This is a genomic window from Micromonospora sp. NPDC023869, from assembly GCF_055559695.1.
Window position 1 is genome coordinate 70105 of sequence record NZ_JBVHKD010000015.1, and the last position, 23035, is coordinate 93139.

Below are 23035 nucleotides of genomic sequence, written 5' to 3' on the forward strand. Positions count from 1 at the left end.
GCGTGGCCTTTGCTCTGCTTCAACGGACGCATCGGTGGGGCCTGGCCGGTCGGCCGACGGGGTGCCTGCGCGTGGCCTTTGCTCTGCTTCAACCCACGCATCGGTTTCGGCCGAGAACCAGTGCGTGGGTTGAAGCAGAGCAAAGGGGCCACAGGGGAGTGCGGCGCGGGCGCGCGGACGGCGAGTTCCCGCTACCGGAGGCGGGAGCGGGCATGGGCATGGGCAGCGTGGAGAGGGAGGGCGGATGACGCCGGAGGAGATCCTCGCCGCCGACGCGGCGCACGTCTGGCACCCGTACGCGACACTGCCGCCGGCGGTGTCGCCGTACGTGGTGGCGGAGGCCGAGGGCGTACGGCTGCGACTGGCCGACGGGCGCTCGCTCGTCGACGGCATGTCGTCCTGGTGGTCGGCGATCCACGGGTACCGGCACCCGGTGCTGGACGCGGCGGTTACCGACCAGCTCGGCCGGATGAGCCACGTGATGTTCGGCGGGCTGACCCACGAGCCCGCCGTGCAGTTGGCCCGGACGCTGGTCGAGGTGGCGCCGGAGGGGTTGGCGCACGTGTTCCTGGCCGACTCCGGGTCGGTCAGCGTCGAGGTCGCGGTGAAGATGTGCCTGCAGTACCAGCGGGCCGTCGGTCGGCCGGAGCGCCGCCGGCTGGGCACCTGGCGGGGCGGGTACCACGGCGACACGTTCCACCCGATGAGCGTCTGTGACCCCGAGGGCGGCATGCACCACCTCTGGGGCGACGTGCTGCCCCGGCAGGTGTTCGCTCCGGTGCCGCCCGGTGGCTTCGCGTCCGAGCCCGACCCGGCGTACGAGGCGGCGTTGGTGGAGGCGGTCGAGCGGCACGCCCACGAACTGGCGGCGGTGATCGTGGAGCCGGTGGTCCAGGGGGCCGGCGGGATGCGTTTCCACCACCCGCACTATCTGCGGGTGTTGCGCGAGGTGACCCGGGCGCACGGGGTGCTGCTGATCTTCGACGAGATCGCCACCGGATTCGGCCGGACCGGGACGATGTTCGCCGCCGAGCACGCCGGGGTCAGTCCGGACGTGATGTGCGTCGGCAAGGCGCTCACCGGCGGCTACCTGACGCTGGCCGCCGCGCTCTGCACGGCGGAGGTGGCGCGGGGCATCCGCAGCGGCGGAGTTCTGGCGCACGGCCCGACGTTCATGGGCAATCCGCTCGCCTGCGCGGTCGCCAACGCCTCGCTGGGTCTGCTGCGGGCCGGGGACTGGGCCGGTGAGGTGGCGCGGCTCCAGCGGGGCCTGCGTGCCGGCCTGGAGCCGCTGCGGGGCGCGCCGGGCGTGGTGGACGTGCGGGTGCTCGGCGGAATCGGCGTGGTGCAGCTCGACCACGAGGTGGACATCGGTGCCGCCACGGCCGCCGCGGTGGCCGAGGGGGTGTGGCTGCGGCCGTTCCGGGACCTGGTCTACACGATGCCGCCGTACGTCACCTCGGACGCCGATCTGGCACTGGTCGCGACCGGTGTCGCGGCAGCTATCAGGGCGGGCTGAGTAGATCGGCGCGGATCAGGGACACAGGTTGAGTAGACGAGCGCGACAGGTTGAGGACGAGAGGAAAGCTGGCTGATGGAGAGCTTCGGCGCGCGGTTGCACCGGGCGGTCGACGAGCGGGGTCCGCTCTGCGTCGGGATCGACCCCCACCCGGAACTGCTGGCCGCATGGGGGTTGGACGACGATGTCGACGGGCTGCGGCGCTTCGCCGGGACCGTGGTGGACGCCCTCGGTGACCGGGTTGCGGTGGTCAAGCCCCAGTCGGCCTTCTTCGAGCGATTCGGGTCTCAAGGGGTGGCGGTACTTGAGTCAACTATCCGACAGTTACGAGATTCCGGATCGCTCGTTCTGCTGGACGTCAAGCGCGGCGACATCGGCTCGACCGTCCGCGCGTACGCCTCGGCGTACCTGGACCCATCCAGTCCCATGTATGTCGACGCGGTGACCGCGAGCCCCTTCCTGGGCGTCGGCTCGCTCGCCCCGATGTTCGAGCTGGCCGCCGAGCACGGCGGCGGAGTCTTCGTCCTGGCGCTCACCTCCAACCCCGAGGGCGCCTCGGTCCAGCGTGCGCGCGGTGCCGACGGTCGTACCGTCGCGCAGACCGTGATCGACGAGATTTCCCAGCTCAACGCGGGTGCGGAGCCACTCGGGAGCATCGGCCTGGTGGTCGGTGCGACGGTCGGCGAGACCGGCTGCGACCTCTCCGCGGTGAACGGTCCGCTGCTCGCACCCGGGCTCGGCGCGCAGGGCGCCACGGCCGACGATCTACGGGTCGTCTTCGGTTCGGCCCTTACCTCCGTGCTGCCCTCGTACTCCCGGGAGGTGTTGGGAGCGGGCCCACGCCCGGAGGCGCTGCGGGCCGCGGCGGAGCGCGCCGTGGCGGACTGCCGGGCGGCCCTGGCGATGTCATGACTGACTGACGGCTCGGTCACTTTGCGGTGATCATCGCGTGCCCACGTTGCCGAAAGCTCCGTTGACCGCTAGTTTTCCCCGCGCTGGGAACCCCTTGGTTCACAGCGACACCACGTTTCACAGATGCGGCGGTGCGTCCCGCCCGTCGCGATAGGGACCTGAGGAGAACTGGTGCCGCTCCCGTCACTGACCCCTGAGCAGCGCGCAGCCGCGCTGGAGAAGGCTGCGGAGATCCGCAAAGCCCGTGCCGAGCTGAAGGAGCAGCTCAAGCAGGGCAAGACCACCCTCGGAGCCGTTCTTGCGCGCGCCGAGTCCGACGATGTCGTCGGCAAGCTGAAGGTGTCGGCCGTGCTGCAGGCGATGCCCGGTATCGGCAAGATCCGAGCCACCCAGATCATGGAGAAGCTCAAGATCGCCGACAGCCGTCGCCTGCGTGGCCTCGGCGAACAGCAGCGCAAGGCCCTGCTTGGGGAGTTCGCCGCCAACTGAGCACGGCTGCGTGTAGAAACAAGCAGTGAGCTTGGATGACGAGACGCGCCCGGCGGCTCGGCTCACTGTCCTGGCCGGCCCATCCGGCGCCGGTAGGGAGAGTGTCGTCGAGCTGGTCCGGGCGCGTTCTCCGTCTGTGTGGACGCCGCTCGCGGTCACCACCCGGCCCCGCCGGGAGGGCGAGCTGGAGGGCGTCCACCGGCACTTCCTCGCCCCGCTGGAGTTCGACCGTCGGGTGGCCCGGGGCGAGCTGCTGGAATGGAGCCGTTGCGGGGCGTACCGGCGTGGCACGGAGCTGGCGCCGGTCCGGGACCGGCTCGCCGCCGGATCGCCGGTCCTGCTCCCGCTCGACCTCGACGGGGCGCTGCTGGTCCGCGCGGTGGTACCCGACGCGCGACTCGTCCTACTCCATCCGCCCGGCCATCGTCCGGGTGCGACCACCGTGGCGGCTTTCGACCGGAGCGTGTCGCACGACCGCACCGAGCGCGTAGTGGACGAGCTGGTAGGGTTGATCGGTTCTTCATTCCTGGCTCCGGCCCGGCCGCGTCCGCGCGGTTGAGCGCCGGCACCGCGTGACACGCGGTCCGTGCGAAAGACGCAGAGGTTAATCCGTGGGATCCATCGCCAACCCCGAAGGCATCACCAACCCGCCGATCGACGAGCTCCTGGAGAAGACGACGTCGAAGTACGCGCTGGTCATCTTCGCGGCCAAGCGCGCGCGTCAGGTCAACGCCTACTACAGCCAGCTCGGCGAGGGCCTGCTGGAGTACGTCGGCCCGCTGGTCGAGACGACCCCGCAGGAGAAGCCGCTCTCGATCGCGATGCGCGAGATCAACGCCGGCCTACTCACCGCCGAGCCGACCGACCAGCCGTAGGCTCCGCGCGTCGATGAGCGCCCGGATCATCCTCGGTGTCGGCGGCGGCATCGCCGCCTACAAGGCGTGCGAGGTGTTGCGCCGGTTCACCGAGTCGGGCCACCAGGTCCGGGTCGTGCCGACCGCCGCCGCGCTGCGGTTCGTCGGCGCGCCGACCTGGGCGGCGCTCTCCGGTCAGCCGGTCGCCGAGGACGTCTGGTCCGACGTGCACGAGGTGCCGCACGTCCGCCTCGGCCAGCAGGCCGACCTGGTGGTGGTCGCACCCGCCACCGCCGACCTGCTGGCCAAGGCCGCGCACGGCCTCGCCGACGACCTGCTCACCAACACCCTGCTCACCGCCCGCTGCCCGGTGGTGCTGGCGCCGGCCATGCACACCGAGATGTGGGAGCACCCGGCCACCGTCGCCAACGTGGCGATCCTGCGGGCCCGGGGCGTACGCGTCATCGAACCAGCGGTGGGACGGCTGACCGGTGCCGACACCGGTAAGGGCCGGCTGCCCGACCCGGCCGAGATTTTCGCAATCGCCCGCCGTGCGCTCCGCCGAGGCGTCGACGCCCCCGCGGACCTGGCCGGCCGGCACGTCCTCGTCACCGCCGGCGGCACCCGCGAGCCGTTGGACCCGGTCCGGTTCCTCGGCAACCGATCCTCCGGCAAGCAGGGCTACGCGTTCGCCCGGTCGGCGGTCGCCCGGGGTGCCCGGGTCACGCTGATCTCGGCGAACGTCGAGCTGCCCGACCCGGCCGGGGCGGACATCGTCCGCGTCGGCACCACCGGCGAACTGCGCGACGCCACGCTCGCGGCCGCCGTCGACGCCGACGCGGTGGTGATGGCGGCGGCTCCGGCCGATTTCCGCCCCGCGACGTACGCGCCTGGCAAAATCAAGAAGTCGGACGACGGCACCGCGCCCAGCATCGCGCTCGTGACCAACCCGGACATCGCCGCCGAGCTGGGCCGAAGCCGCCGACCGGAGCAACTGCTGGTGGTGTTCGCCGCGGAGACCGGCGACGCCGAAGCCAACGGACGGGCCAAACTCGCCCGTAAGCGGGCCGACCTCATCGTCATCAACGAGGTCGGGCCGGACAAGGTCTTCGGCGCCGAGACCAACGCGGCCACCGTCATCGGCGTGGACGGTTCGGTCACCCGGATGCCCGAACAGTCCAAGGAAGATCTCGCCGACGGGGTGTGGGACCTGGTGGTCGCCCGGCTCGCCGACGGCTCCTCCTGACCACGATCCACCTGCTGACCATCGACCCGGCGCTCGGCGGTGAGTGACTAGACTGCCGCGGAACGACGTCCACAACTTAGGAGTGCCGTGACACGCCGCCTCTTCACGTCCGAATCGGTCACGGAAGGCCACCCGGACAAGATCGCTGACCAGATCAGTGACGGCATCCTCGATGCCCTGCTCACTCAGGACCCGCACAGCCGCGTCGCGGTGGAGACCCTGATCACGACTGGTCAGGTGCACGTGGCGGGTGAGGTGACGACGAAGGCGTACGCCGACATCCCGACGATCGTCCGCGAGACCATCCTCGGCATCGGCTACGACTCGTCCAAGAAGGGCTTCGACGGGGCCTCCTGTGGGGTCAGCATCTCCATCGGAGCGCAGTCGCCGGATATTGCGCAGGGTGTGGATAACGCCTTCGAGTTGCGGACGGGTTCGTCGGAGTCGGCGTTGGATGCGCAGGGTGCCGGTGATCAGGGGATGATGTTTGGTTTTGCGTGTTCGGAGACGCCGGAGTTGATGCCGTTGCCGATCGCGTTGGCGCATCGGTTGGCGCGTCGGTTGTCGGCGGTGCGGAAGGACGGCACGGTGCCGTATCTGCGTCCGGATGGTAAGACGCAGGTGACGATCGAGTACGAGGGTCTGCGTCCGGTTCGGTTGAACACGGTGGTGGTGTCGAGTCAGCATGCTGCGGACATCTCCCTGGAGTCGCTGCTGACTCCGGATGTGCGGGAGCATGTGATCGGGCCGGAGTTGGAGAGTCTGGGGTTGGATGTCGAGGGGTATCGGTTGTTGGTGAATCCGACGGGCCGGTTTGAGATCGGTGGTCCGATGGGTGATGCGGGGTTGACGGGTCGGAAGATCATTGTGGATACCTATGGTGGGTATGCGCGGCATGGTGGTGGGGCGTTTTCGGGTAAGGATCCGTCGAAGGTGGATCGGTCGGCGGCGTATGCGATGCGGTGGGTGGCGAAGAACGTGGTGGCGGCGGGGTTGGCGGAGCGGTGTGAGGTGCAGGTGGCGTATGCGATTGGTAAGGCGCATCCGGTGAGTTTGTTCGTGGAGACGTTCGGTACGGAGACGGTGCCGGTGGCGTCGATCGAGAAGGCGGTATCGGAGGTGTTCGATCTGCGTCCGGCGGCGATCATTCGGGATCTGCATCTGTTGCGGCCGATCTATGGGCAGACTGCGGCGTATGGGCATTTCGGTCGGGAGTTGCCGGACCTGACGTGGGAGAACACGGACCGGGCCGCCGACCTCAAGTCGGCCGCAGGAGCCTGACCGGCGCGAGGAGTGACGACCGGCGACCCGCTGACGGGTCGCCGGTCGCTCGCGTCTGCGTCGACGTGCCGCTGCCGCACCTGGACCGCCTCTTCGACTACCTGGTGCCGTCGGACCTCGCCGACGACGCGGTCCCCGGCGCCCGGGTGAAGGTCCGCTTCGCCGGTCAACTCGTCGACGGCTGGGTGCTGGAGCGGGTCGACCGCTCCGACCACCCGAAACCGCTGTACCTGACCAAGGTGGTCTCGCCGGTGCCGGTGCTGGCCCCCGAGGTGGCGCGGCTGGCCCGGGCCGTCGCCGACCGGTACGCCGGCAGCCTCGCCGACGTGCTGCGCCTCGCCGTGCCACCCCGCCACGCCCGCGTGGAGAAGGAGACCCTCGCCCCGCCCGCCGAGCCGTCTCCGCCCGCCGAGACTCCGACGGCCGGTGCGGCGGCGACGGCCGCCGAAGCGCCCGATCCGGGCGGGTGGCGGGACTATCCGGCCGGGCCTGCGCTGCTGCACGCCCTGGCCGAGGGGCGGGCCCCCCGGGCTGTGTGGTCGGCGTTGCCGGGTGAGGACTGGGCGGCCCGCTACACCACCGCCGTCGCCGCCACCGTGGCCTCCGGCCGGGGCGCGCTCGTGGTGGTCGCCGACGGCCGGGACCTGGACCGGCTCGACGCCGCGCTCACCGCCACACTGGGTGCCGGGCGGCACGTGTGCCTCTCCGCCGCGTTGGGTCCGGCCCGTCGCTACCGGGCCTTCCTGGCCGCCCGCCGGTCCGACGCCCCGGTGGTGATCGGCACCCGGGCGGCCATGTTCGCCCCGGTGGCCCGGCTGGGCCTGGTGGCCATCTGGGACGACGGTGACGACCTGCACGCCGAGCCCCGGGCGCCGTACCCGCACGCTCGTGAGGTGCTGCTCACCCGGGCCCAGCTCGACGACGCGGCGGCGCTGGTGGGCGGCTTCGCGCGTACCGCCGAGGCGCAACTGCTGGTGGAGACCGGCTGGGCCCGGGAGGTGGTCGCGGACCGGGCGGTGCTGCGGGCGCGTACCCCAGCGGTGGCACCGACCGGCGACGACCCGCAGTTGGCCCGCGATCCGGGCGCGGCGACCGCGCGGCTGCCGAGCCTGGCCTGGACGGCCGCCCGGGAGGCGTTGCGGGCGGACCTGCCGGTGCTGGTGCAGGTTCCCCGACGGGGCTACATGCCCTCGGTGGCCTGCCAGGACTGCCGGACCCCGGCCCGCTGCCCGCACTGCGCCGGGCCGCTGGCGTTGTCCTCCGCCGGTCGGCCGCCGGCCTGCCGCTGGTGCGGCCGGGTCGCCGCCGCGTACGCCTGCCCGCACTGCGGGGGACGGCGGCTGCGCGCCTCGGTGACCGGTGCCCGCCGGACCGCCGAGGAGTTGGGTCGGGCCTTCCCGGGAGTGCCGGTGCGTACCTCCGGGCGCGAGGAGGTGTTGGCCGACGTGCCCGGCGGCGCCGGGCTGGTGATCGCCACGCCGGGCGCCGAGCCGGTCGCCGAGGGCGGCTACGGCGCGGTGCTGCTGCTGGACACCTGGGCCATGCTGACCCGGGCCGACCTGCGGGCGGGGGAGGAGGCGCTGCGGCGCTGGGCGGCGGCCGCCGCGCTGGCCCGGCCGGCGGCGGCGGGCGGCCGGGTGGTGGTGGTCGCCGACGGCGCGCTGGCGCCCGTGCAGGCGTTGCTGCGGTGGGACCCGGGCTGGTTCGCCGCCCGGGAGTTGGCCGAGCGGCGGGAACTGGGGTTCCCGCCCGCGGTGCGGATGGCCAGCGTGACCGGGCTGCCGGTGGCGGTGGCCGACCTGTTGGCCCAGGCGCGGCTGCCGGACGGGGCGGAACTGCTCGGCCCGGTGCCGGCCGACGGTGATCGGGAACGGATGCTGGTCCGGGTGCCCCGGGCGCGGGCGGCGGCCATGGCCGAGGCGTTGCACGCGGCGGCGGGGTCGCGGACCGCGCGCAAGGCCGCCGAGCCGGTACGCCTCCAGGTCGACCCGCTCGCACTGTTCTGACGCCATGCGGTGACACTGGGTGACCGTCGGTCGCGACACGTTACGTGATCCTCGCATTGGGTGCCGACGCGCCCGTCCCGAGTTGCGCGCTCGGGAGTCCCGTGGTCAAGGTGGTAGCATCGCCCGTCATGCCGGGGCGCACGGCGAGTCCAGGTCGTGACGCGGCGTCAGGCACGTCGAGTCGGAGTTCTCGCGGGTGGGCGTGGTGGCGGCGGGACCGGGTCGGTCCGGCGCGAAATCGATGACGATCCATTACAGCCGGTGATCAGGGGTGGACCAGTCGTGACCGTTCGTCAGTCGATCGTCTTCAACGGTGACCTCGGCAGCGGCAAGAGCACCGTGTCGGTGGTGATCGCCGAGCGGCTCGGCCTGCGCCGGGTCAGCGTCGGTGACCTGTACCGGCAGATGGCCCAGGAGCGCCAGATGACCGCGCTCCAGCTCAACCTGCACGCCGAACTCGACCAGGCGGTCGACGGCTACGTCGACCAGCTCCAGCGCGACATCGCCGCCTCCGGCGAGAGTCTGGTGATGGACTCCCGGCTGGCCTGGCACTTCTTCACCGACGCGCTCAAGGTGCACATGATCACCGAGCCGGGTGAGGCGGCCCGCCGGGTGCTGCTGCGGCCCTCCGGCCCGGCGGAGAGCTACACCTCCATGGAGGAGGCAAAGGTCAAGCTGCGGGAACGCAGCGAGAGCGAGCGCAACCGGTTCGTGGTCCGCTACGGCGTGGACAAGGCCCGGCTGCGCAACTACGACCTGGTCTGCGACACCACCCGGGCCTCCGCCGACGAGGTGATCGAGCGGATCGTCGACGCGTACGAGGGTCGACTCGCGCCGGCGGTGCTGCGCGCCGCGCCGCCGCTGCTGCTGCTCGACCCGGCCCGGGTCTATCCGACCGAGGACGTCACGGAGCTGCGCGGGCTCTGGGACTCCACGGTCGTCGACGAGGTCGTGGCCGCCGGTGAGACCGCCCTGGAGCCGCTGGAGATCGGCTACACCGGTGAGTACTTCTTCGTGGTGAACGGGCACCGTCGCCTCAGCGCCGCGTTGCGCGGCGGGTTCCGGCTGGTGCCCGGCCGGCTGGTCGCCGAGGTCGACGAGCCCGTGGTCGGTGGGATGAGCGCGGTCGACTACTTCGCCGCGCAGGCCCGGCCCAGCCTGATCCACGACTGGGCGGCCGCCCACGACATCCACCTGCCGCTGCCGGAGCACGCGCTGCTCGGCGGGGACGCGGTGCTGGCGGGGGAGTCCGGCACCGCGGTGTGAACCGCCGCCGTGACGGCGCGGGCATGATGGAGCCTCCCGACCCCGAGGAGGCCGCCATGGACGCCGCCGGCACGCTCGCGCTACTCATGTCGCCCACCGGGCGGGTCGATCCCTATCCGGCGTACGAGCGGATGCGCGCCTTCGGGCACGTCGTCCCGGCCGGTCCGGGGCTGTTCGTGGTGACCGGGTACGCCGAGGCCGACGAGCTGCTCCGGGACTCGCGTTTCCAGGTGCTCGACGGCGACCTGCGGGACCAGGTCCTGCCGCAGTGGCGGGAGAGTCCGGCGCTCTCGTCGATCGCCCGGTCGATGCTGCGGACCAACCCGCCGGACCACAGCCGGATGCGGCGGCTGGCGGCGGGCGCGTTCACCCCGCGCCGGATCGCGGGTATGCGGGACGTGGTGGCCGCCCAGGCCGACGAGCTGATCACGGCGATGGCGGCGGCCGGCCGGGACGGCGCACCCGTCGACTTCATGGCCGAGTTCGCCTATCCGCTCCCGGTCGCGGTGATCTGCGAGCTGCTCGGCGTACCGGCCGCCGACCGTCCGCTGTTCCGGCGCTGGGCGGCCGACCTGACCGGGGTGCTGGAACCCGAGATCACCCCGGCCGAACTGGCCGTGGCCGACGCGGGCGCCACCGAGCTGCGCGACTACTTCACCGAGCTGGTGGAGGCCCGCCGCCGAGCGCCGGCCGACGACCTGACCACCGCGCTGGTGCAGGCGCACGACGCCGGTGACCGGCTCTCCGGCGAGGAGCTGCTGGCCAACCTGGTGGTGCTGCTCGTGGCGGGCTTCGAGACCACCACCAACCTGCTCGGCAACGGCCTGGCGGTGCTGCTGGCGCACCCCCGGGAGGCCGACGTGCTGCGCCGCCACCCGGAGCACGCCCCGGCGTACGTCGACGAGCTGCTCCGCTACGACTCGCCGGTGCAGTTGACCACCCGCACCAGCACCGCGTCCGTACGCCTCGGCGGCGTTGAGGTGCCGGCCGGAAGCTGGACGCTGGTGCTGCTCGGCGCGGCCAACCGCGATCCCCAGCGGTATCCGGAGCCGGGGCGGTTCGACCCGTGGCGGGCCCAGCTCGGTCCGCTCTCCTTCGGGGCCGGTCCGCACTACTGCCTCGGCGCCGGACTGGCCCGGCTGGAGGCACAGGTGGCTTTCCCCACCGTGCTGCGGCGGCTGCCCGAACTGGCCCCCGCCGGTACGCCCCGGCACCGCACCCGGTTGACCCTGCGCGGGTACGACACCCTCCCGGTCACCGTCGTCTGAGCTGGTGCCGCACGCCGATCGTGGTGCGCCGACCGGTACCTCTGCGGGTACTCCGTAGACTGGTACGGCACTCCCGTCCCAGCGTTAAGGAGCCGACCCGCGTGACCGTTCAGCCCATCCGTCTGTTCGGGGACCCGGTGCTGCGCACGCCGGCCGATCCGGTGGTCGACTTCGACGTCGAGCTGCGTACGCTCATCGCCGACCTGACCGACACCATGCGTGAGCAGAACGGCGCGGGCCTGGCCGCGCCGCAGCTCGGGGTGGGCCTGCGGGTGTTCACCTTCGACGTCGACGACGTGCTCGGTCACCTGGTCAACCCGGTGCTGGAGTTCCCCGACGAGGAGGAGCAGGACGGCCCGGAGGGCTGCCTGTCCATCCCCGGGCTGTACTTCGACACCAAGCGGCGGCAGAACGTGATCGCCAAGGGCTTCAACGGCCACGGCGACCCGATGCAGATCGTCGGCACCGGCCTGATGTCGCGTTGCGTGCAGCACGAGACCGACCACCTGGACGGGGTCCTCTTCATCGACCGGCTGGACCAGACCGGCCGCAAGGAGGCGATGAAGGCGATCCGGCAGGCCGAGTGGTACGACGCCGCCGCCCCGCCCACGGTGAAGCTGAGTCCGCACACCGCCGGCAGCCCCTTCGGTCTGGGGCGGTGAGCCGGTGCGCGTGATCTTCGCCGGTACGCCGGCCGTCGCCGTCCCCGCCCTGGCCGCAGTGGCCGCCTCGCGGCACGAGCTGGTGGCCGTGGTCACCCGCCCGGACGCCCCGGCCGGACGCGGTCGTGGCCTGCAACGCTCACCGGTCGGCGCCTGGGCCGACGAGCACGGCGTCGAGGTGCTGACCCCGGCCCGTCCCCGGGAGCCGGAGTTCCTGAACCGACTCCGTGAGCTGGCGCCGGACTGCGTGCCGGTGGTCGCCTACGGCGCGCTGGTGCCCCCGGTGGCGCTGGAGATCCCCCGGCACGGCTGGGTGAACCTGCACTTCTCGCTGCTGCCGGCCTGGCGGGGTGCCGCGCCGGTGCAGCACGCCGTGCTGCACGGCGACGAGCTGACCGGCGCCAGCGTCTTCCAGTTGGAGGAGGGGCTGGACACCGGGCCGGTGTACGGCACCCTGACCGACGAGATCCGACCCGCCGACACCTCCGGCGACCTGCTGGCGCGGCTGGCCGACAGCGGCTCCGGGCTGTTGGTGGCGGTGCTGGACGCGCTGGAGGACGGCACCGCCCGGGCCGAGCCGCAGCCGGCCGACGGTGTCTCGCTGGCCCCGAAGCTGACCGTCGAGGACGCCCGGGTGCGCTGGGCCGACCCGGCCTTCGCGGTGGACCGCCGGATCCGCGCCTGCACCCCGGCGCCCGGCCCGTGGACGACCTTCCGGGACGAGCGGGTGAAGCTCGGCCCGGTCACCCCGGCACCCGACGGGCCCGACCTCAAGCCCGGTGAGCTGTTGGTGGAAAAGGCGCGGGTGCTGGCCGGCACGGCCACCGTCCCGGTCCGTCTCGGCGAGGTGCGGGCGGCCGGCAAGCGGGCCATGCCGGCGACCGACTGGGCACGGGGTGTCCGGGTCGCCACCGGGGAGGAGTTCGCGTGAGGGAGACCACCGCCCGTCGGGGGCCCGAGCGCCGTGGTCCCCGCAGCGGGCGCAACGCCGCGGACCGGCCCCGCCACGCCGCGTACGAGGCGGTCGCGGCGGTGCACCGGGACGACGCGTACGCCAATCTGGTGCTGCCGGCGATCCTGCGCGACGAGGGACTGTTCGGCCGGGACGCGGCCTTCGCCACCGAGCTGACCTATGGCACGCTGCGGCACGTCGGCACGCTCGACGCGATCCTCACCGCCGCCGCCGGACGGGACGTGCAGCGGATCGATCCGCCGGTCCGGGACGCGTTGCGGATCGGCGCCTACCAACTCCTGCACACCCGGGTGCCCGCGCACGCGGCGGTCTCGTCCACCGTCGACCTGGTCCGGGTGGTCGGCCCGGGGGCCACCGGCTTCGCCAACGCGGTGCTGCGCGAGGTCGCCGAGCGCGACAGCGACGCCTGGGTGGCCCGGCTGGCGCCGCCGCTGGAGACCGACCCGATCGGTCACCTCGCGCTCGCCTACAGCCATCCACAGTGGATCGTCCGGGCGTTCTCCGAGGCGCTCGGCGGCGACCTCGGCGAGACCACCCGGCTGCTGATCGAGGACAACGAGCGTCCGCCGGTGCACCTGTGCGCGCGGCCGGGCCGGGCCGACCCGGTCGACCTCGCCGACGAGGTCGGTGGCGCGCCGGGCGCCTTCTCGCCGTACGCGGTCTATCTCGGCGGCGGTGCCCCCGGCGACCTGGCGGCGGTGGCCGACGGCCGGGCGCACGTGCAGGACGAGGGGTCGCAGTTGGTGGCCGACGCCCTCGCCGCCGCGCCGCTGGACGGGCCGGACGGCCGGTGGCTCGACCTGTGCGCCGGTCCCGGCGGCAAGTCGGGGCTGCTCGGCGCGATCGCCGCGCAGCGGGACGCGCGGGTGACGGCGGTGGAGGTGGCCGAGCACCGGGCCCGGCTGGTCGAGAACGCGACCCGGGGGCTGCCGGTGACCGTGCTGAACACCGACGGCCGGCTGGTGGGCAGCGAGCCGAAGCTGCCGGAGGAGCACTTCGACCGGGTGCTTGTCGACGCGCCCTGCACCGGACTGGGCTCGTTGCGTCGCCGTCCGGAGTCGCGGTGGCGTCGTCAGCCCTCCGACCTGCCGGCCCTGACCCGGTTGCAGCGTGAGCTGCTCACCGCCGGGCTCCGGGCGGTCCGGCCCGGCGGGGTGGTGGCGTACGTGACCTGCTCGCCGCACGTGGTGGAGACGCACGTGACGGTCACCGAGGCGGCCCGCCGCTGCGGCGCGCCGGTGGACTTCGTGGACGCCCGGCCGTTGCTGCCGGCCGGCATGCCCGGGCTCGGCGACGGGCCGACCGTGCAACTGTGGCCGCACCGGCACGGCACCGACGCGATGTTCCTGGCCCTGCTGCGTCGCACCGCCTGAACCGTCCGCACCGCCCCCGGCCGCCCGGGGGCGGTGGTGCCCCGCCGGTCAGCCGATCGGCAGGGCCCGGGTGCCGCCACCCTTGACCGACGTGGTCAGGGTGCGGTCGTTGAGCCACAGGAAGCACTGCACCCCACGCTCGCCGTTGCGCCAGTCCGCCTCGGAGGGGTGGTAATAGACCGTGCCGGCGCGGTACTGCATGTCGCTGTCGTCGGGCACCTTGGCGTACTTCGCGATCAGGCCGAGGCAGCCGCGGTGCGCCCGCGCGGTGTCCTTCTCGAACGCCGTGTAGCTGGCGGCCGGGGATTTCCACACCCCGACGAACTCGGCGTGGTGCCGGGCGGTGCACGTCACGGCCGCCATCTCGGTGACCTCGTCACCCTTGGTCTCGGCCCGGAAGCAGCGGTGCCGCAGCGGCGACGACCCGTCCAGCGTGCCGGCCAGGCTGGCGGTGCGGCGGACCGGGGTGGGGGTGTCCAGGGCCTCTGTCTCGTGGGCGTCGCAGCGGAACCAGCGGGCCCCACCGGTCCAGGCCCGGGGCGACGGGAAGACGACGGTCCAGCCGATCCGGGCGGTCCGCCAGTCGCCACCCAGCACGCCGCGTACGGCCCGGTCGCACTCGCGGTACGCGGTGCGCATCGCCCGGCTGCCCGCCTCCGGCGGGGTCGTCCCGGCCGCCTCGGTCAACCGGCCCACGTGCAGCGTCTCGGACCGGTGCGGCTGTGCGCAGTCCACCGGCGCGTACCCGCTGAGGTACCCGACGTCCTGCGGCTGGGTGTGGCAGGTCTGCGCCGCCGGGGTGAACACCTCCGGCGCGGCCATCACCGGCCAGTCGTCGAACAGGTCACCGTCGATGCCGGCCGGTCTGGTGCTGCACGCGGTCAGCGCCAGCGTCACCGCGCCCAGCGCGACCCCGATCCACCACCGTCGCATCCCCCGTCGACCTCCTGCCGGGCGTGACCGTGGACACGGCACGCCACGGTGCGGCAGCATACGGCACCGGGGTCAGGTGACGGGTAGTCCCTGCGGACCGACACCGCGCATCGAGCCGGTCAGCTTGCGGTCGTCGCTCCACAGGAAACACCGCACTCCCCGGTCGCCCTCCTCCCACTCGCGCTGCGACGGCGGATAGAAGATCGAGCCGGCCCGGTACGGCAGGTCGGCGTTGTTCGGCACGTCGGCGAAGGAGGCGATCAGCTCCATGCACCGCTGGTGCGCCTGGGCGGAGGAGGCGACGAACTTCTCCCAGCTCATGTCCTGCTCGACGTAGACACCGACGAACTCGGCGCGGTGCGGTTCGGTGCAGAGCACCGGCGCCATGTAGTTGAGGTTGTCGCCGATCAGCTTCGGGTCGAAGCAACGGTGCACCAGCGGCGAGTCGCCGATCAGGGCGCCGCGCAGACTGCCGGTGCGGTTGACCGCGCGGGTGTTGTCGATGCTGTCGGTCTCGCTCAGGTCGCAGCGGAACCACCGGGCGCCGCCGTTCCAGGCGGAGACCGAGGGCAGCGCGATGTTCATCGTCAGCCGTGCGGTGTGCCAGTCGCCGCCGAGCACCAGGCGGGCGCGCTGGTCGCACTCGGCGCGTGCGGTCCGCAGCGCCGCCGAGCCGGGTTCCGGCCGCCGTCCCTGCGCCGCCGACCCGGTGAACGTGCCCACGTGGACCGCCTCGGCGAGGTGGTTGCGGGCGCAGTCCACCGTCTCGTACGTGCTCGCCTGCACGATCGCGGTGATCCGGGGCAGACAGGCGTCGGTGGCCGGGACGAACATCGTCGGCGCCCGCAGGGCGGGCCAGCCGTTGGTGATGTCGCCGTCCGTGCCGCCCGGCCGCACACAGCCACTGAGCACCATCGCAGCCGCGCCGGCCAGCGCCAGCGCCGCGAGCCACCGTCGCATCGTCCGCCCTTTCCGGGAACCGTCGCCCGGCTGTCGGATCCCGTGCCCACCGGCCTGCACGTTACCGTCACCGTCCCCGATGGAGTGTTGCCGCGATTCGGACTTATGGCCAGTCGAGTTCACGCTTCGTCCGGATCGACTGGTCCGAAGGGGGTCATTCTGCACCAATGGTCACGTCCGAGTCACCGGGTGTCCCCGTTGGTGGCGTGCTGCCGCGACCGTCGGAGGCGTTCGTACACTGGCCCAGTGACCGTACCGCCGCCGATCGTCGCGCCCAGTATCCTCGCCGCCGATTTCGCCCGTCTCGCCGAAGAGGTCCGCGCCGTCGAGGACGCCGCGGACTGGTTGCACGTCGACGTGATGGACAACCACTTCGTGCCGAACCTGACCATCGGGCTGCCCGTGGTGCAGAGCCTGCGGGCCGCCACCCGGCTGCCCTTCGACGTGCACCTGATGATCGAGGACCCGCAGCGGTGGGCGCCCGGCTACGCCGACGCCGGTGCGTACAACGTGACCTTCCACGCCGAGGCGTGTGACGACCCGGCGGCCCTGGCCAAGGACCTGCGCGCCGCCGGTGCCAAGGCCGGGCTGGCGATCGACCGGGACACCCCGATCGAGCCGTACCTCGACCTGCTGCCGAGCTTCGACACGCTGCTGGTGATGACCATCAAGGCCGGCTTCGGCGGGCAGCGGTTCGTGCCGCAGTTGCTGGACAAGGTCCGGCTCGCGCGGCGGCACGTGGACGCCGGCCATCTGGAACTGCGGATCGAGGTGGACGGGGGGATCGCCGCCGACACCATCGAGCAGGCCGCCGCCGCCGGTGCCGACGCCTTCGTCGCGGGCACCGCGGTCTACGGCGCCGACGACCCGGCCGAGGCGGTACGCCGACTGCGCGCCCTCGCGGAGCGCGCGGCGCCCGGAGCCTGAGGTGGAGCCGACCGGGGAACACAAGGACGTGATCCTGGTCGTCGACGACGACCGGGACATCGCCCGATTCGTCGAGGTGAACCTGCGCCTGCACGGCTTCGAGGTGGTGCTCGCCGGTGACGGTCAGGAGGCGCTCGAAGTGATCGAGCGGCAGCGGCCCGACCTGGCCGTGGTGGACCTGATGATGCCCCGGGTGGATGGGCTGGAGCTGACCCGCCGGTTGCGCGCCGACCCGATGACCGCCGCCCTGCCGGTGATCATGCTGACCGCCAAGGGGATGACCGTGGACAAGGTCCACGGGCTCAGTGCCGGTGCCGACGACTACCTGGTCAAGCCGTTCGACACCGCCGAGTTGGTCGCCCGGGTCAGCTCCACGCTGCGGCGCAACAAGGAGTTCCGCGAGGTCTCCCCGCTGACCGGGCTGCCCGGTAACAGCCGCATCCGACGGGAGATCGCCGACCGGATCCGGGTCGGCTCGGACTACGCCGTCGGGTACATCGACGTCGACCGGTTCAAGAGCGTCAACGACCGGTACGGCTTCTCCCGGGGCGACGGCTTCATCTCCGCGCTGGCCCGCAGCCTGCACCGGGCGGTGGTCTCGGTCGCGTTGCCCCCGGCCTTCCTCGGTCACGTCGGCGGCGACGACTTCGTCTTCGTCTGCACCCCGGAACAGGTCCTGCCGCTCACCTCGCGGGTCTCGGCGGACTTCGAGACGGCGGCCGACGCGCTCTACGACCCGACCGACCGGGAACGCGGCTACGTCGAGCTGAAGGACCGGCGGGGCAACATCCGCCGGGCCGCGCTGGTCACGCTCTCCATCGGGGTCTCCGTCTCGGATCAGGACAAACGCCTCACCGACCCCCTGGAGGCGATGACCATCGCCTCGGAGATGAAGACCGTGGCCAAGAGCCAACCCGGCTCGTACGTGGCGGTGGACCGCCGTCGGGGCGTCGCTGACCCCGGTCACCGACATGTGAAGTAGCTCGCCGGGGTGGCGCAGAACCCTGCCAAGCGTGTAAGACTTCCCTCAGTACCCACCACGCGCTGGCGGGACTCGGTGTAATTCCGAACCGGCGGTGATCCACGGTCCGACCGTGGTAAGCCCGCGACCCGGGAGCGGTTCGTCCGCCCGGTGGACCTGGTGAGAATCCGGGGCCGACGGTTGGGGGCGGCAGGTCCGCACCCAGACAGTCCGGATGGGAGACAGCGCGCGGGACGGCACGGGCGTGTGGTTCGCCGGGTTCTCGGCGTCTCCACCGTCTGCCGGGGCGGCTGTGCCGTACCCGGACCTGCGCCGCCTGCTCGCGAGCCGATCTTCCTGCCCGCGCGAGCAGAGCGAGAGGGCAGGGCCAGGTGATGGCGAGCGTCTCCGTCGACGAGGCGATGCGTCGCGCGATCGAGCTCGCGGCGCGCGGGCTCGGCACGACCAGTCCGAATCCGGTCGTCGGCTGTGTCCTACTCGACGCCGACGGCGAGGTGGTCGGCGAGGGCTTCCACGCGTACGCGGGCGGACCGCACGCCGAGATCGTCGCGTTGGCGCAGGCCGGACGGCGGGCCAAGGGCGGCACCGCGGTCGTCACCCTGGAACCCTGTGACCACACCGGCCGCACCGGCCCCTGTAGCTCCGCCCTGGTCCAGGCCGGGGTCGCCCGGGTGGTGATCGCGGTGCCGGACCCCAACCCGGTCGCCACCGGCGGCGCGGCCACCTTGCGGGCCGCCGGGGTCCGGGTCGACCTGGGGGTACGCGGCACCGAGGCGGAGAACGGCAACATCGCCTGGCTGACCGCCATGCGCCGGGGCCTGCCCTTCGTGATCTGGAAGTACGCCGCGACGCTCGACGGCCGCTCCGCGGCGGCCGACGGCACCAGCATGTGGATCACCTCCGAGGCGGCCCGGATGGACGTGCACGCGCTGCGCGCCACCGTCGACGCGGTGGTCGTCGGTGTCGGCACCGTGCTCGCCGACGATCCCCGGCTCACCGTCCGCAACCTGCGCGACGGCAGTCTCGCCATCCGGCAGCCGCTGCGGGTGGTGGTGGACTCGGCGGGGCGTACCCCGGCCGACGCCACGGTCCGCGACGGCGCGGCCCGGACCTGGATCGCCACCGCCGCGGAGGTGGGCACCGGCCCGGACGGCGGGGTGGACCTGTTCGCGCTGATGGCCGCGCTGCACGGGCGCGGGGTACGCGCCGTGCTGCTGGAGGGCGGCCCGCGACTGGCCGGGGCGTTCCTCGCCGCCGGCCTGGTCGACCGGGTCGTCGGCTACCTCGCGCCCCGGCTGCTCGGCGCCGGGCCCGCCGCTCTGGTCGACGCCGGTGTGAGCACCATCGCCGAGGCCATCGACCTGGAACTCACCGACGTTACGCAGATCGGTCCCGACCTGCGGATCACCGCGCTGCCCCGAAAGAGGGAGGGCTAGGCATGTTCACCGGCATCGTCGAGGAACTGGGCGAGGTCGTCGGGATAACCCCGACGGCACAGGACTCGGCCACGGTCGCCGTACGCGGCCCACTGGTCACCTCCGACGCCCGACATGGCGACTCGATCGCGGTCAACGGCGTCTGCCTGACCGTGGTGGAGGTCGACGGCGGGGTGTTCACCGCCGACGTGATGGGCGAGACGCTGCGGCGTACGGCGTTGGGCGCGCTGCGGGCCGGCGACCCGGTCAACCTGGAACGCGCCGCCGCACTGAACAGCCGCCTCGGCGGCCACCTGGTGCAGGGGCACGTCGACGGGGTGGGCGAGGTGCTCTCCCGGGAACCGGCGCCGCGCTGGGAGACGGTCCGGTTCCGGCTGCCCGCCACGCTCTCCAAGTACGTGGTGGAGAAGGGGTCGATCACCGTGGACGGGGTGTCGTTGACCGTGGCCGAGGTCGGTGCCGACTGGTTCTCGGTCGGCCTGATCCCCACCACGCTGTCGCTGACCACGCTCGGCGGTCGGACCGTCGGCGACCCGGTCAACCTGGAGACCGACGTCCTGGCCAAGTACGTCGAGCGCCTGCTCACCGCGCGCTCCACCGGAAGCGGAGTGCCGGCATGACCTTCGACAGTGTGGAGGACGCGCTGGCCGAGATCGCCGCCGGCCGACCGGTCATCGTGACCGACGACGCGGACCGGGAGAACGAGGGCGACCTGATCTTCGCCGCCGAGCTGGCCACCCCGGAGTTGCTCGCGTTCACCGTGCGGCACACCTCCGGCTTCATCTGCGTGCCGCTCACCGAGGACGAGTGCGACCGGCTCGACCTGCCGCCCATGCACCACACCAACCAGGACCGGCGGCAGACCGCGTACACGGTGACGGTGGACGCCCGGGAGGGCGTGAGCACCGGCATCTCCGCGGCCGACCGGGCGCACACCATCCGGCTGCTCGCCGACCCGGCCACCGGCCCGACCGACCTGGCCCGACCCGGGCACGTGGTGCCGCTGCGCGCCCGCACCGGCGGGGTGCTCCGTCGGCCGGGGCACACCGAGGCGGCCGTGGACCTGACCCGGATGGCCGGGCTGCGTCCGGCCGGTGTGCTCTGCGAGCTGGTCAACGACGACGGCACCATGATGCGGCTGCCGGACCTGGAGAAGTTCCGCGCCGAACACTCGCTGACCCTGATCACCATCGCCGACCTGATCGCCTACCGGCGGCGTACCGAGAAGCAGGTGGAGCTGGTCGCGGACGCGCGGATGCCCACCGAGCACGGGGTGTTCCGGGCGTTGGGCTACCGCAGCGAGTACGACACGGCCGAGCACGTGGCGCTGGTGATCGGCGACATCGGTGACGGGAGCGACGTGCTGGTGCGGGTGCACTCCGAGTGCCTGACCGGCGACGTCTTCGCCTCGGTGCGGTGCGACTGCGGGCCGCAGCTCAACGCCGCGCTGGAGCGGGTGGCCCGGGAGGGCCGGGGCGTGGTCCTCTACGTGCGTGGTCACGAGGGGCGCGGCATCGGCCTGTTGCACAAGCTCCAGGCGTACCAGCTGCAGGACCAGGGCCGGGACACCGTCGACGCGAACCTGGACCTGGGCCTGCCGGCCGACGCCCGGGACTACGGCACCGGCGCGCAGATCCTCTACGACCTCGGGGTCCGCACGATGCGGCTGCTGACCAACAACCCGGCCAAGCGGGCCGGGCTGGAGGGCTACGGGCTCACCGTGACCGGCCGCGAGGGCCTGCCGGTGCGCCCGCACCCGGAGAACGTGCGCTACCTGCGCACCAAGCGGGACCGGATGGGGCACCTGCTCGACCTGGACGAGGTGTCGGAGGCCCCGATGGGCCGCCCGGTCGCCGGCAAAGAGATCGGAGCGTAGGGGAGATGGCGGGTTTCGGCGAGCCGGGGGCGACCCCGGTCGACGCGTCCGGGATGACCGTGGGAGTGGTCGCCGCTCGGTGGCACGGTGAGCTGACCGACCACATGCTGGAACGGGCGGTCGCCGCCGCGCAGGCGTGCGGCGCGCGGGCCGTGACGGCCCGGGTGGCCGGTTCGGTGGAGCTGTCGGTGGTGGCGCAGGCGTTGGCCCGCCGCTGCGACGTGGTGGTGGCGCTCGGCGTGGTGATCCGTGGCGCGACCGCGCACTTCGACTACGTCTGCCGCTCGGTCACCGACGGGCTGACCCGCATCGCGCTGGACGAGGGCAAGCCGGTGGCGCACGGTGTGCTCACCGTCGACACCATCGAGCAGGCCCGCGACCGGGCCGGTCTGCCCGGCTCCGCCGAGGACAAGGGCTGGGCGGCCACTGTCGCCGCACTCGACGCGGCGCTGGCCGTCCGGCAGGTCGCCACCGCCGGCAACCAACGCGTCGGCTTCGGCGTCTGACCCGCCCGTCACCCCCACCCACCCGGCGTATCGGTCTCCGTGTCGGTAGCACCAGCGGTGCTACCAGCGGTGCTAGGCTCGGGGCATGACCGCGAAGCGTTCCATCAGCGTTCCTGACGACGTCGCGCAGTGGCTCGACGGTCAGCCCAACGCCAGTGCCGCCATCACTGCGGCCGTCCGCGCGCAGATGGCCGGCGCACAGCTCGACGAGGTGCTGGGCAGGGCGGGCATCGAGGTCACCGAAGCCGGCAAGGCCCGCTGGCGTGACCGCCTCGCCACCCCGATCCCCGACGAGGCACTGGCCGAGGGGCGGCGCCTGCTCGACGAGGCCGCGTGAGCGGCGACCAGGTCGCTGTCGTCCTGGACGCCAGCGCGCTCGCCGCGTACGTCGACGGGCAGGTGGCCGTCGGCGAGCTGATCGCCGAGGTGGCCGACGAAGGCCGCACGGTCGGCGTGCCGGCGGCCTGCCTCGCCGCTGCGTACGCCGCCACCAGCAGCGAGGTCAGCGCGGCACTGCTCACCCTCCTGACCACCACGCCGACCGTCACCGTGCTACCCCTCGGGGCTGAGCCCGGAATCGACGACGCCCGCCAGGTCGGCGTCCTGGCCCGTGCCGCAGGCGGCGACATCGCCCTCGGCCACGCCGCCCGCACCGCCCTCGCTCACCAGGCACACCTGGCCACCACCGCCCCCGAGCCGGCCGCCACCGTCCTGCCCACCGGATGGAGCATCCTCGACCTCGGCAAGGCGTAGGCCGGAACGAGTTCTGGGACGGGACCGGTCAGCGTGGACGCCCCCTGACGTACCGCATGCTCGCTGGTTGCCGGGGACCGCGTCCGGGTCCCCGGCGACGGCGGCTCAGGCCTCGTCCTCGTCCGGGTCGAACTGCTCCCGGACGGCCTGCTCGACCGTCCGCGCGCCCAGCGCGGTGACCACCTGGTTGCGGACGGTGCAGCCGGCCCAGTAGCCGCCGGTGGGCTGTGAGCCCGAGATGCTCATGTAGTCGCCGTCCCACTTCGCGACGTCCTTGTTGACGGATTCGAGGTCGGCCTCGCTCTTGAGGACGTGCGGGATGCCGTTCTTGCTGATGTACATGAAGTCCGTCGGCATATAGATCGTCACATCGTTCACCCCGGCGGCGGCCAGCAGCGTGCCCAGCGTGGTGACGTCGTGCCCGGTGTGGCAGACGAGGAACCAGAGCGTACGGCCGCTGATGCCGGCCGGGGTGAACTTCGCCGTGACGTCCTGCACGAACTCGTCCAGCCAGCGCCCGCCGACCCAGGGCCGGTCCTCGTTGTGCCGGTCGTCGAACGCGTAGCCGGAGTGGGCGAGGACGAGCACCGGCTCGCCGGGTGCGAGCGGGGGTGCGAGCGGGGTCTGCATCTCGGCGATCGTGCTGTTCAGCACGGACCGGGCGGCGTGCGCCGCGACCGCCTCGTTGGCCCGGAGGCGCTTGAGGTCGGCCGCGAACACGCGACTCAGCTTGCTCTTGCTCTCGATGATCCAGATCACCAGGGGGCTCCCGTCGACGAGGGGTGTCGCCCCAGGATGGGGTACCGCTGGTGA

23 protein-coding genes, 1 pseudogene and 1 riboswitch are annotated in these 23035 nt (G+C 72.8%); of the genes and pseudogenes, 21 read left to right on the forward strand and 3 right to left on the reverse strand.

Features of this window, described 5'->3' with window-relative positions; genetic code table 11:
• Positions 1–244 precede the first annotated feature (244 nt).
• The 13 genes and pseudogenes from ACZ31C_RS28980 to ACZ31C_RS29040 all read left to right on the forward strand — a co-directional run bounded on the left by ACZ31C_RS28980 (position 245) and on the right by ACZ31C_RS29040 (position 13849).
• Positions 245–1519, forward strand: a complete 1275-nt coding sequence (locus ACZ31C_RS28980) for an adenosylmethionine--8-amino-7-oxononanoate transaminase (protein ID WP_465797989.1) — start codon at positions 245–247, stop codon at positions 1517–1519.
• A gap of 75 nt (positions 1520–1594) precedes the next feature.
• Positions 1595–2431 (forward strand): orotidine-5'-phosphate decarboxylase, encoded by an 837-nt coding sequence (gene pyrF, locus ACZ31C_RS28985; protein ID WP_465797990.1) that lies wholly within the window; start codon positions 1595–1597, stop codon positions 2429–2431.
• A 171-nt stretch (positions 2432–2602) separates the two neighbouring features.
• Positions 2603–2920 (forward strand): integration host factor, actinobacterial type, encoded by a 318-nt coding sequence (gene mihF / locus ACZ31C_RS28990; protein WP_117229171.1) that lies wholly within the window; start codon positions 2603–2605, stop codon positions 2918–2920.
• A gap of 25 nt (positions 2921–2945) precedes the next feature.
• Positions 2946–3479, forward strand: coding sequence for a nucleoside/nucleotide kinase family protein (locus ACZ31C_RS28995; protein WP_465797991.1), 534 nt, complete (start codon positions 2946–2948; stop codon positions 3477–3479).
• A gap of 52 nt (positions 3480–3531) precedes the next feature.
• Positions 3532–3795, forward strand: a complete 264-nt coding sequence (gene rpoZ / locus ACZ31C_RS29000) for a DNA-directed RNA polymerase subunit omega (protein WP_007075826.1) — start codon at positions 3532–3534, stop codon at positions 3793–3795.
• Positions 3796–3808: 13 nt separating this feature from the next.
• The gene (gene coaBC, locus ACZ31C_RS29005; protein WP_465797992.1) at positions 3809–5020 is read left to right on the forward strand and encodes a bifunctional phosphopantothenoylcysteine decarboxylase/phosphopantothenate--cysteine ligase CoaBC; all 1212 of its coding nucleotides are present in this window, start codon (positions 3809–3811) and stop codon (positions 5018–5020) included.
• Positions 5021–5107: 87 nt separating this feature from the next.
• Entirely contained in the window at positions 5108–6301 is a 1194-nt protein-coding gene (metK, locus tag ACZ31C_RS29010) for a methionine adenosyltransferase (RefSeq protein WP_465797993.1), read from the forward strand.
• 65 nt (positions 6302–6366) lie between these two features.
• Complete coding sequence (locus ACZ31C_RS29015; RefSeq protein ID WP_465797994.1) at positions 6367–8307, forward strand: primosomal protein N'; 1941 nt, start codon at positions 6367–6369, stop codon at positions 8305–8307.
• 282 nt (positions 8308–8589) lie between these two features.
• Positions 8590–9573, forward strand: coding sequence for an AAA family ATPase (locus ACZ31C_RS29020; RefSeq protein WP_465797995.1), 984 nt, complete (start codon positions 8590–8592; stop codon positions 9571–9573).
• Positions 9574–9629: 56 nt separating this feature from the next.
• Positions 9630–10899: pseudogene (locus ACZ31C_RS29025) on the forward strand (cytochrome P450).
• 43 nt (positions 10900–10942) lie between these two features.
• Positions 10943–11503, forward strand: coding sequence for a peptide deformylase (def, locus tag ACZ31C_RS29030; RefSeq protein WP_465797996.1), 561 nt, complete (start codon positions 10943–10945; stop codon positions 11501–11503).
• 4 nt (positions 11504–11507) lie between these two features.
• Positions 11508–12434 carry a methionyl-tRNA formyltransferase gene (gene fmt, locus ACZ31C_RS29035; RefSeq protein ID WP_465797997.1) on the forward strand — a complete coding sequence of 309 codons (927 nt, stop codon included), beginning with the start codon at positions 11508–11510 and terminating at the stop codon, positions 12432–12434.
• Positions 12389–13849, forward strand: coding sequence for an RsmB/NOP family class I SAM-dependent RNA methyltransferase (locus tag ACZ31C_RS29040; RefSeq protein WP_465798036.1), 1461 nt, complete (start codon positions 12389–12391; stop codon positions 13847–13849). The genes fmt and ACZ31C_RS29040 overlap by 46 nt, the downstream gene beginning before the upstream one ends.
• 48 nt (positions 13850–13897) lie before the next feature.
• Here the strand turns inward: ACZ31C_RS29040 and ACZ31C_RS29045 are convergent, their stop codons facing one another.
• Positions 13898–14782, reverse strand: coding sequence for a septum formation family protein (locus ACZ31C_RS29045; RefSeq protein ID WP_465797998.1), 885 nt, complete (start codon positions 14780–14782; stop codon positions 13898–13900).
• A 72-nt stretch (positions 14783–14854) separates the two neighbouring features.
• The gene (locus ACZ31C_RS29050; RefSeq protein ID WP_396751926.1) at positions 14855–15742 is read right to left on the reverse strand and encodes a septum formation family protein; all 888 of its coding nucleotides are present in this window, start codon (positions 15740–15742) and stop codon (positions 14855–14857) included.
• A 246-nt stretch (positions 15743–15988) separates the two neighbouring features.
• Here ACZ31C_RS29050 and rpe point away from each other — a divergent pair, with 246 nt between their 5' ends.
• The 8 genes from rpe (at position 15989) to ACZ31C_RS29090 (ending at position 22222) form a co-directional block, all read left to right on the forward strand.
• A complete protein-coding gene (rpe, locus tag ACZ31C_RS29055; RefSeq protein ID WP_350700120.1) occupies positions 15989–16669 on the forward strand; it encodes a ribulose-phosphate 3-epimerase in 681 nt (226 codons plus the stop codon).
• A gap of 1 nt (position 16670) precedes the next feature.
• Positions 16671–17651 carry a response regulator gene (locus ACZ31C_RS29060; RefSeq protein WP_396751924.1) on the forward strand — a complete coding sequence of 327 codons (981 nt, stop codon included), beginning with the start codon at positions 16671–16673 and terminating at the stop codon, positions 17649–17651.
• Positions 17652–17708: 57 nt separating this feature from the next.
• Positions 17709–17881: riboswitch (FMN riboswitch) on the forward strand.
• Positions 17882–18025: 144 nt separating this feature from the next.
• Entirely contained in the window at positions 18026–19087 is a 1062-nt protein-coding gene (gene ribD, locus ACZ31C_RS29065; RefSeq protein ID WP_396751922.1) for a bifunctional diaminohydroxyphosphoribosylaminopyrimidine deaminase/5-amino-6-(5-phosphoribosylamino)uracil reductase RibD, read from the forward strand.
• Between the two features lie 2 nt (positions 19088–19089).
• The gene (locus ACZ31C_RS29070) at positions 19090–19707 is read left to right on the forward strand and encodes a riboflavin synthase (RefSeq protein ID WP_465797999.1); all 618 of its coding nucleotides are present in this window, start codon (positions 19090–19092) and stop codon (positions 19705–19707) included.
• Complete coding sequence (locus ACZ31C_RS29075) at positions 19704–20963, forward strand: bifunctional 3,4-dihydroxy-2-butanone-4-phosphate synthase/GTP cyclohydrolase II (protein ID WP_465798000.1); 1260 nt, start codon at positions 19704–19706, stop codon at positions 20961–20963. Before ACZ31C_RS29070 ends, ACZ31C_RS29075 begins: the two co-directional genes overlap by 4 nt.
• Positions 20964–20968: 5 nt before the next feature.
• Entirely contained in the window at positions 20969–21469 is a 501-nt protein-coding gene (gene ribH / locus ACZ31C_RS29080) for a 6,7-dimethyl-8-ribityllumazine synthase (protein ID WP_465798001.1), read from the forward strand.
• 85 nt (positions 21470–21554) lie between these two features.
• Positions 21555–21806, forward strand: coding sequence for a hypothetical protein (locus tag ACZ31C_RS29085; RefSeq protein WP_396751910.1), 252 nt, complete (start codon positions 21555–21557; stop codon positions 21804–21806).
• Complete coding sequence (locus ACZ31C_RS29090; protein WP_465798002.1) at positions 21803–22222, forward strand: hypothetical protein; 420 nt, start codon at positions 21803–21805, stop codon at positions 22220–22222. Before ACZ31C_RS29085 ends, ACZ31C_RS29090 begins: the two co-directional genes overlap by 4 nt.
• Before the next feature lie 105 nt (positions 22223–22327).
• Here the strand turns inward: ACZ31C_RS29090 and ACZ31C_RS29095 are convergent, their stop codons facing one another.
• Positions 22328–22981, reverse strand: a complete 654-nt coding sequence (locus ACZ31C_RS29095; RefSeq protein WP_465798003.1) for a hypothetical protein — start codon at positions 22979–22981, stop codon at positions 22328–22330.
• Positions 22982–23035 lie beyond the last annotated feature (54 nt).

Coding starts and splice junctions, on each gene's coding strand:
- ACZ31C_RS29045 (WP_465797998.1), bottom strand. CDS start 14,782: ATGCGACGGTGGTGGATCGGGGTCGCGCTGGGCGCGGTGACGCTGGCG.
- ACZ31C_RS29075 (WP_465798000.1), top strand. CDS start 19,704: ATGACCTTCGACAGTGTGGAGGACGCGCTGGCCGAGATCGCCGCCGGC.
- ACZ31C_RS28980 (WP_465797989.1), top strand. CDS start 245: ATGACGCCGGAGGAGATCCTCGCCGCCGACGCGGCGCACGTCTGGCAC.
- pyrF (WP_465797990.1), top strand. CDS start 1,595: ATGGAGAGCTTCGGCGCGCGGTTGCACCGGGCGGTCGACGAGCGGGGT.
- ACZ31C_RS29050 (WP_396751926.1), bottom strand. CDS start 15,742: ATGCGACGGTGGCTCGCGGCGCTGGCGCTGGCCGGCGCGGCTGCGATG.
- ribH (WP_465798001.1), top strand. CDS start 20,969: ATGGCGGGTTTCGGCGAGCCGGGGGCGACCCCGGTCGACGCGTCCGGG.
- ribD (WP_396751922.1), top strand. CDS start 18,026: ATGGCGAGCGTCTCCGTCGACGAGGCGATGCGTCGCGCGATCGAGCTC.
- ACZ31C_RS29085 (WP_396751910.1), top strand. CDS start 21,555: ATGACCGCGAAGCGTTCCATCAGCGTTCCTGACGACGTCGCGCAGTGG.
- coaBC (WP_465797992.1), top strand. CDS start 3,809: ATGAGCGCCCGGATCATCCTCGGTGTCGGCGGCGGCATCGCCGCCTAC.
- ACZ31C_RS29070 (WP_465797999.1), top strand. CDS start 19,090: ATGTTCACCGGCATCGTCGAGGAACTGGGCGAGGTCGTCGGGATAACC.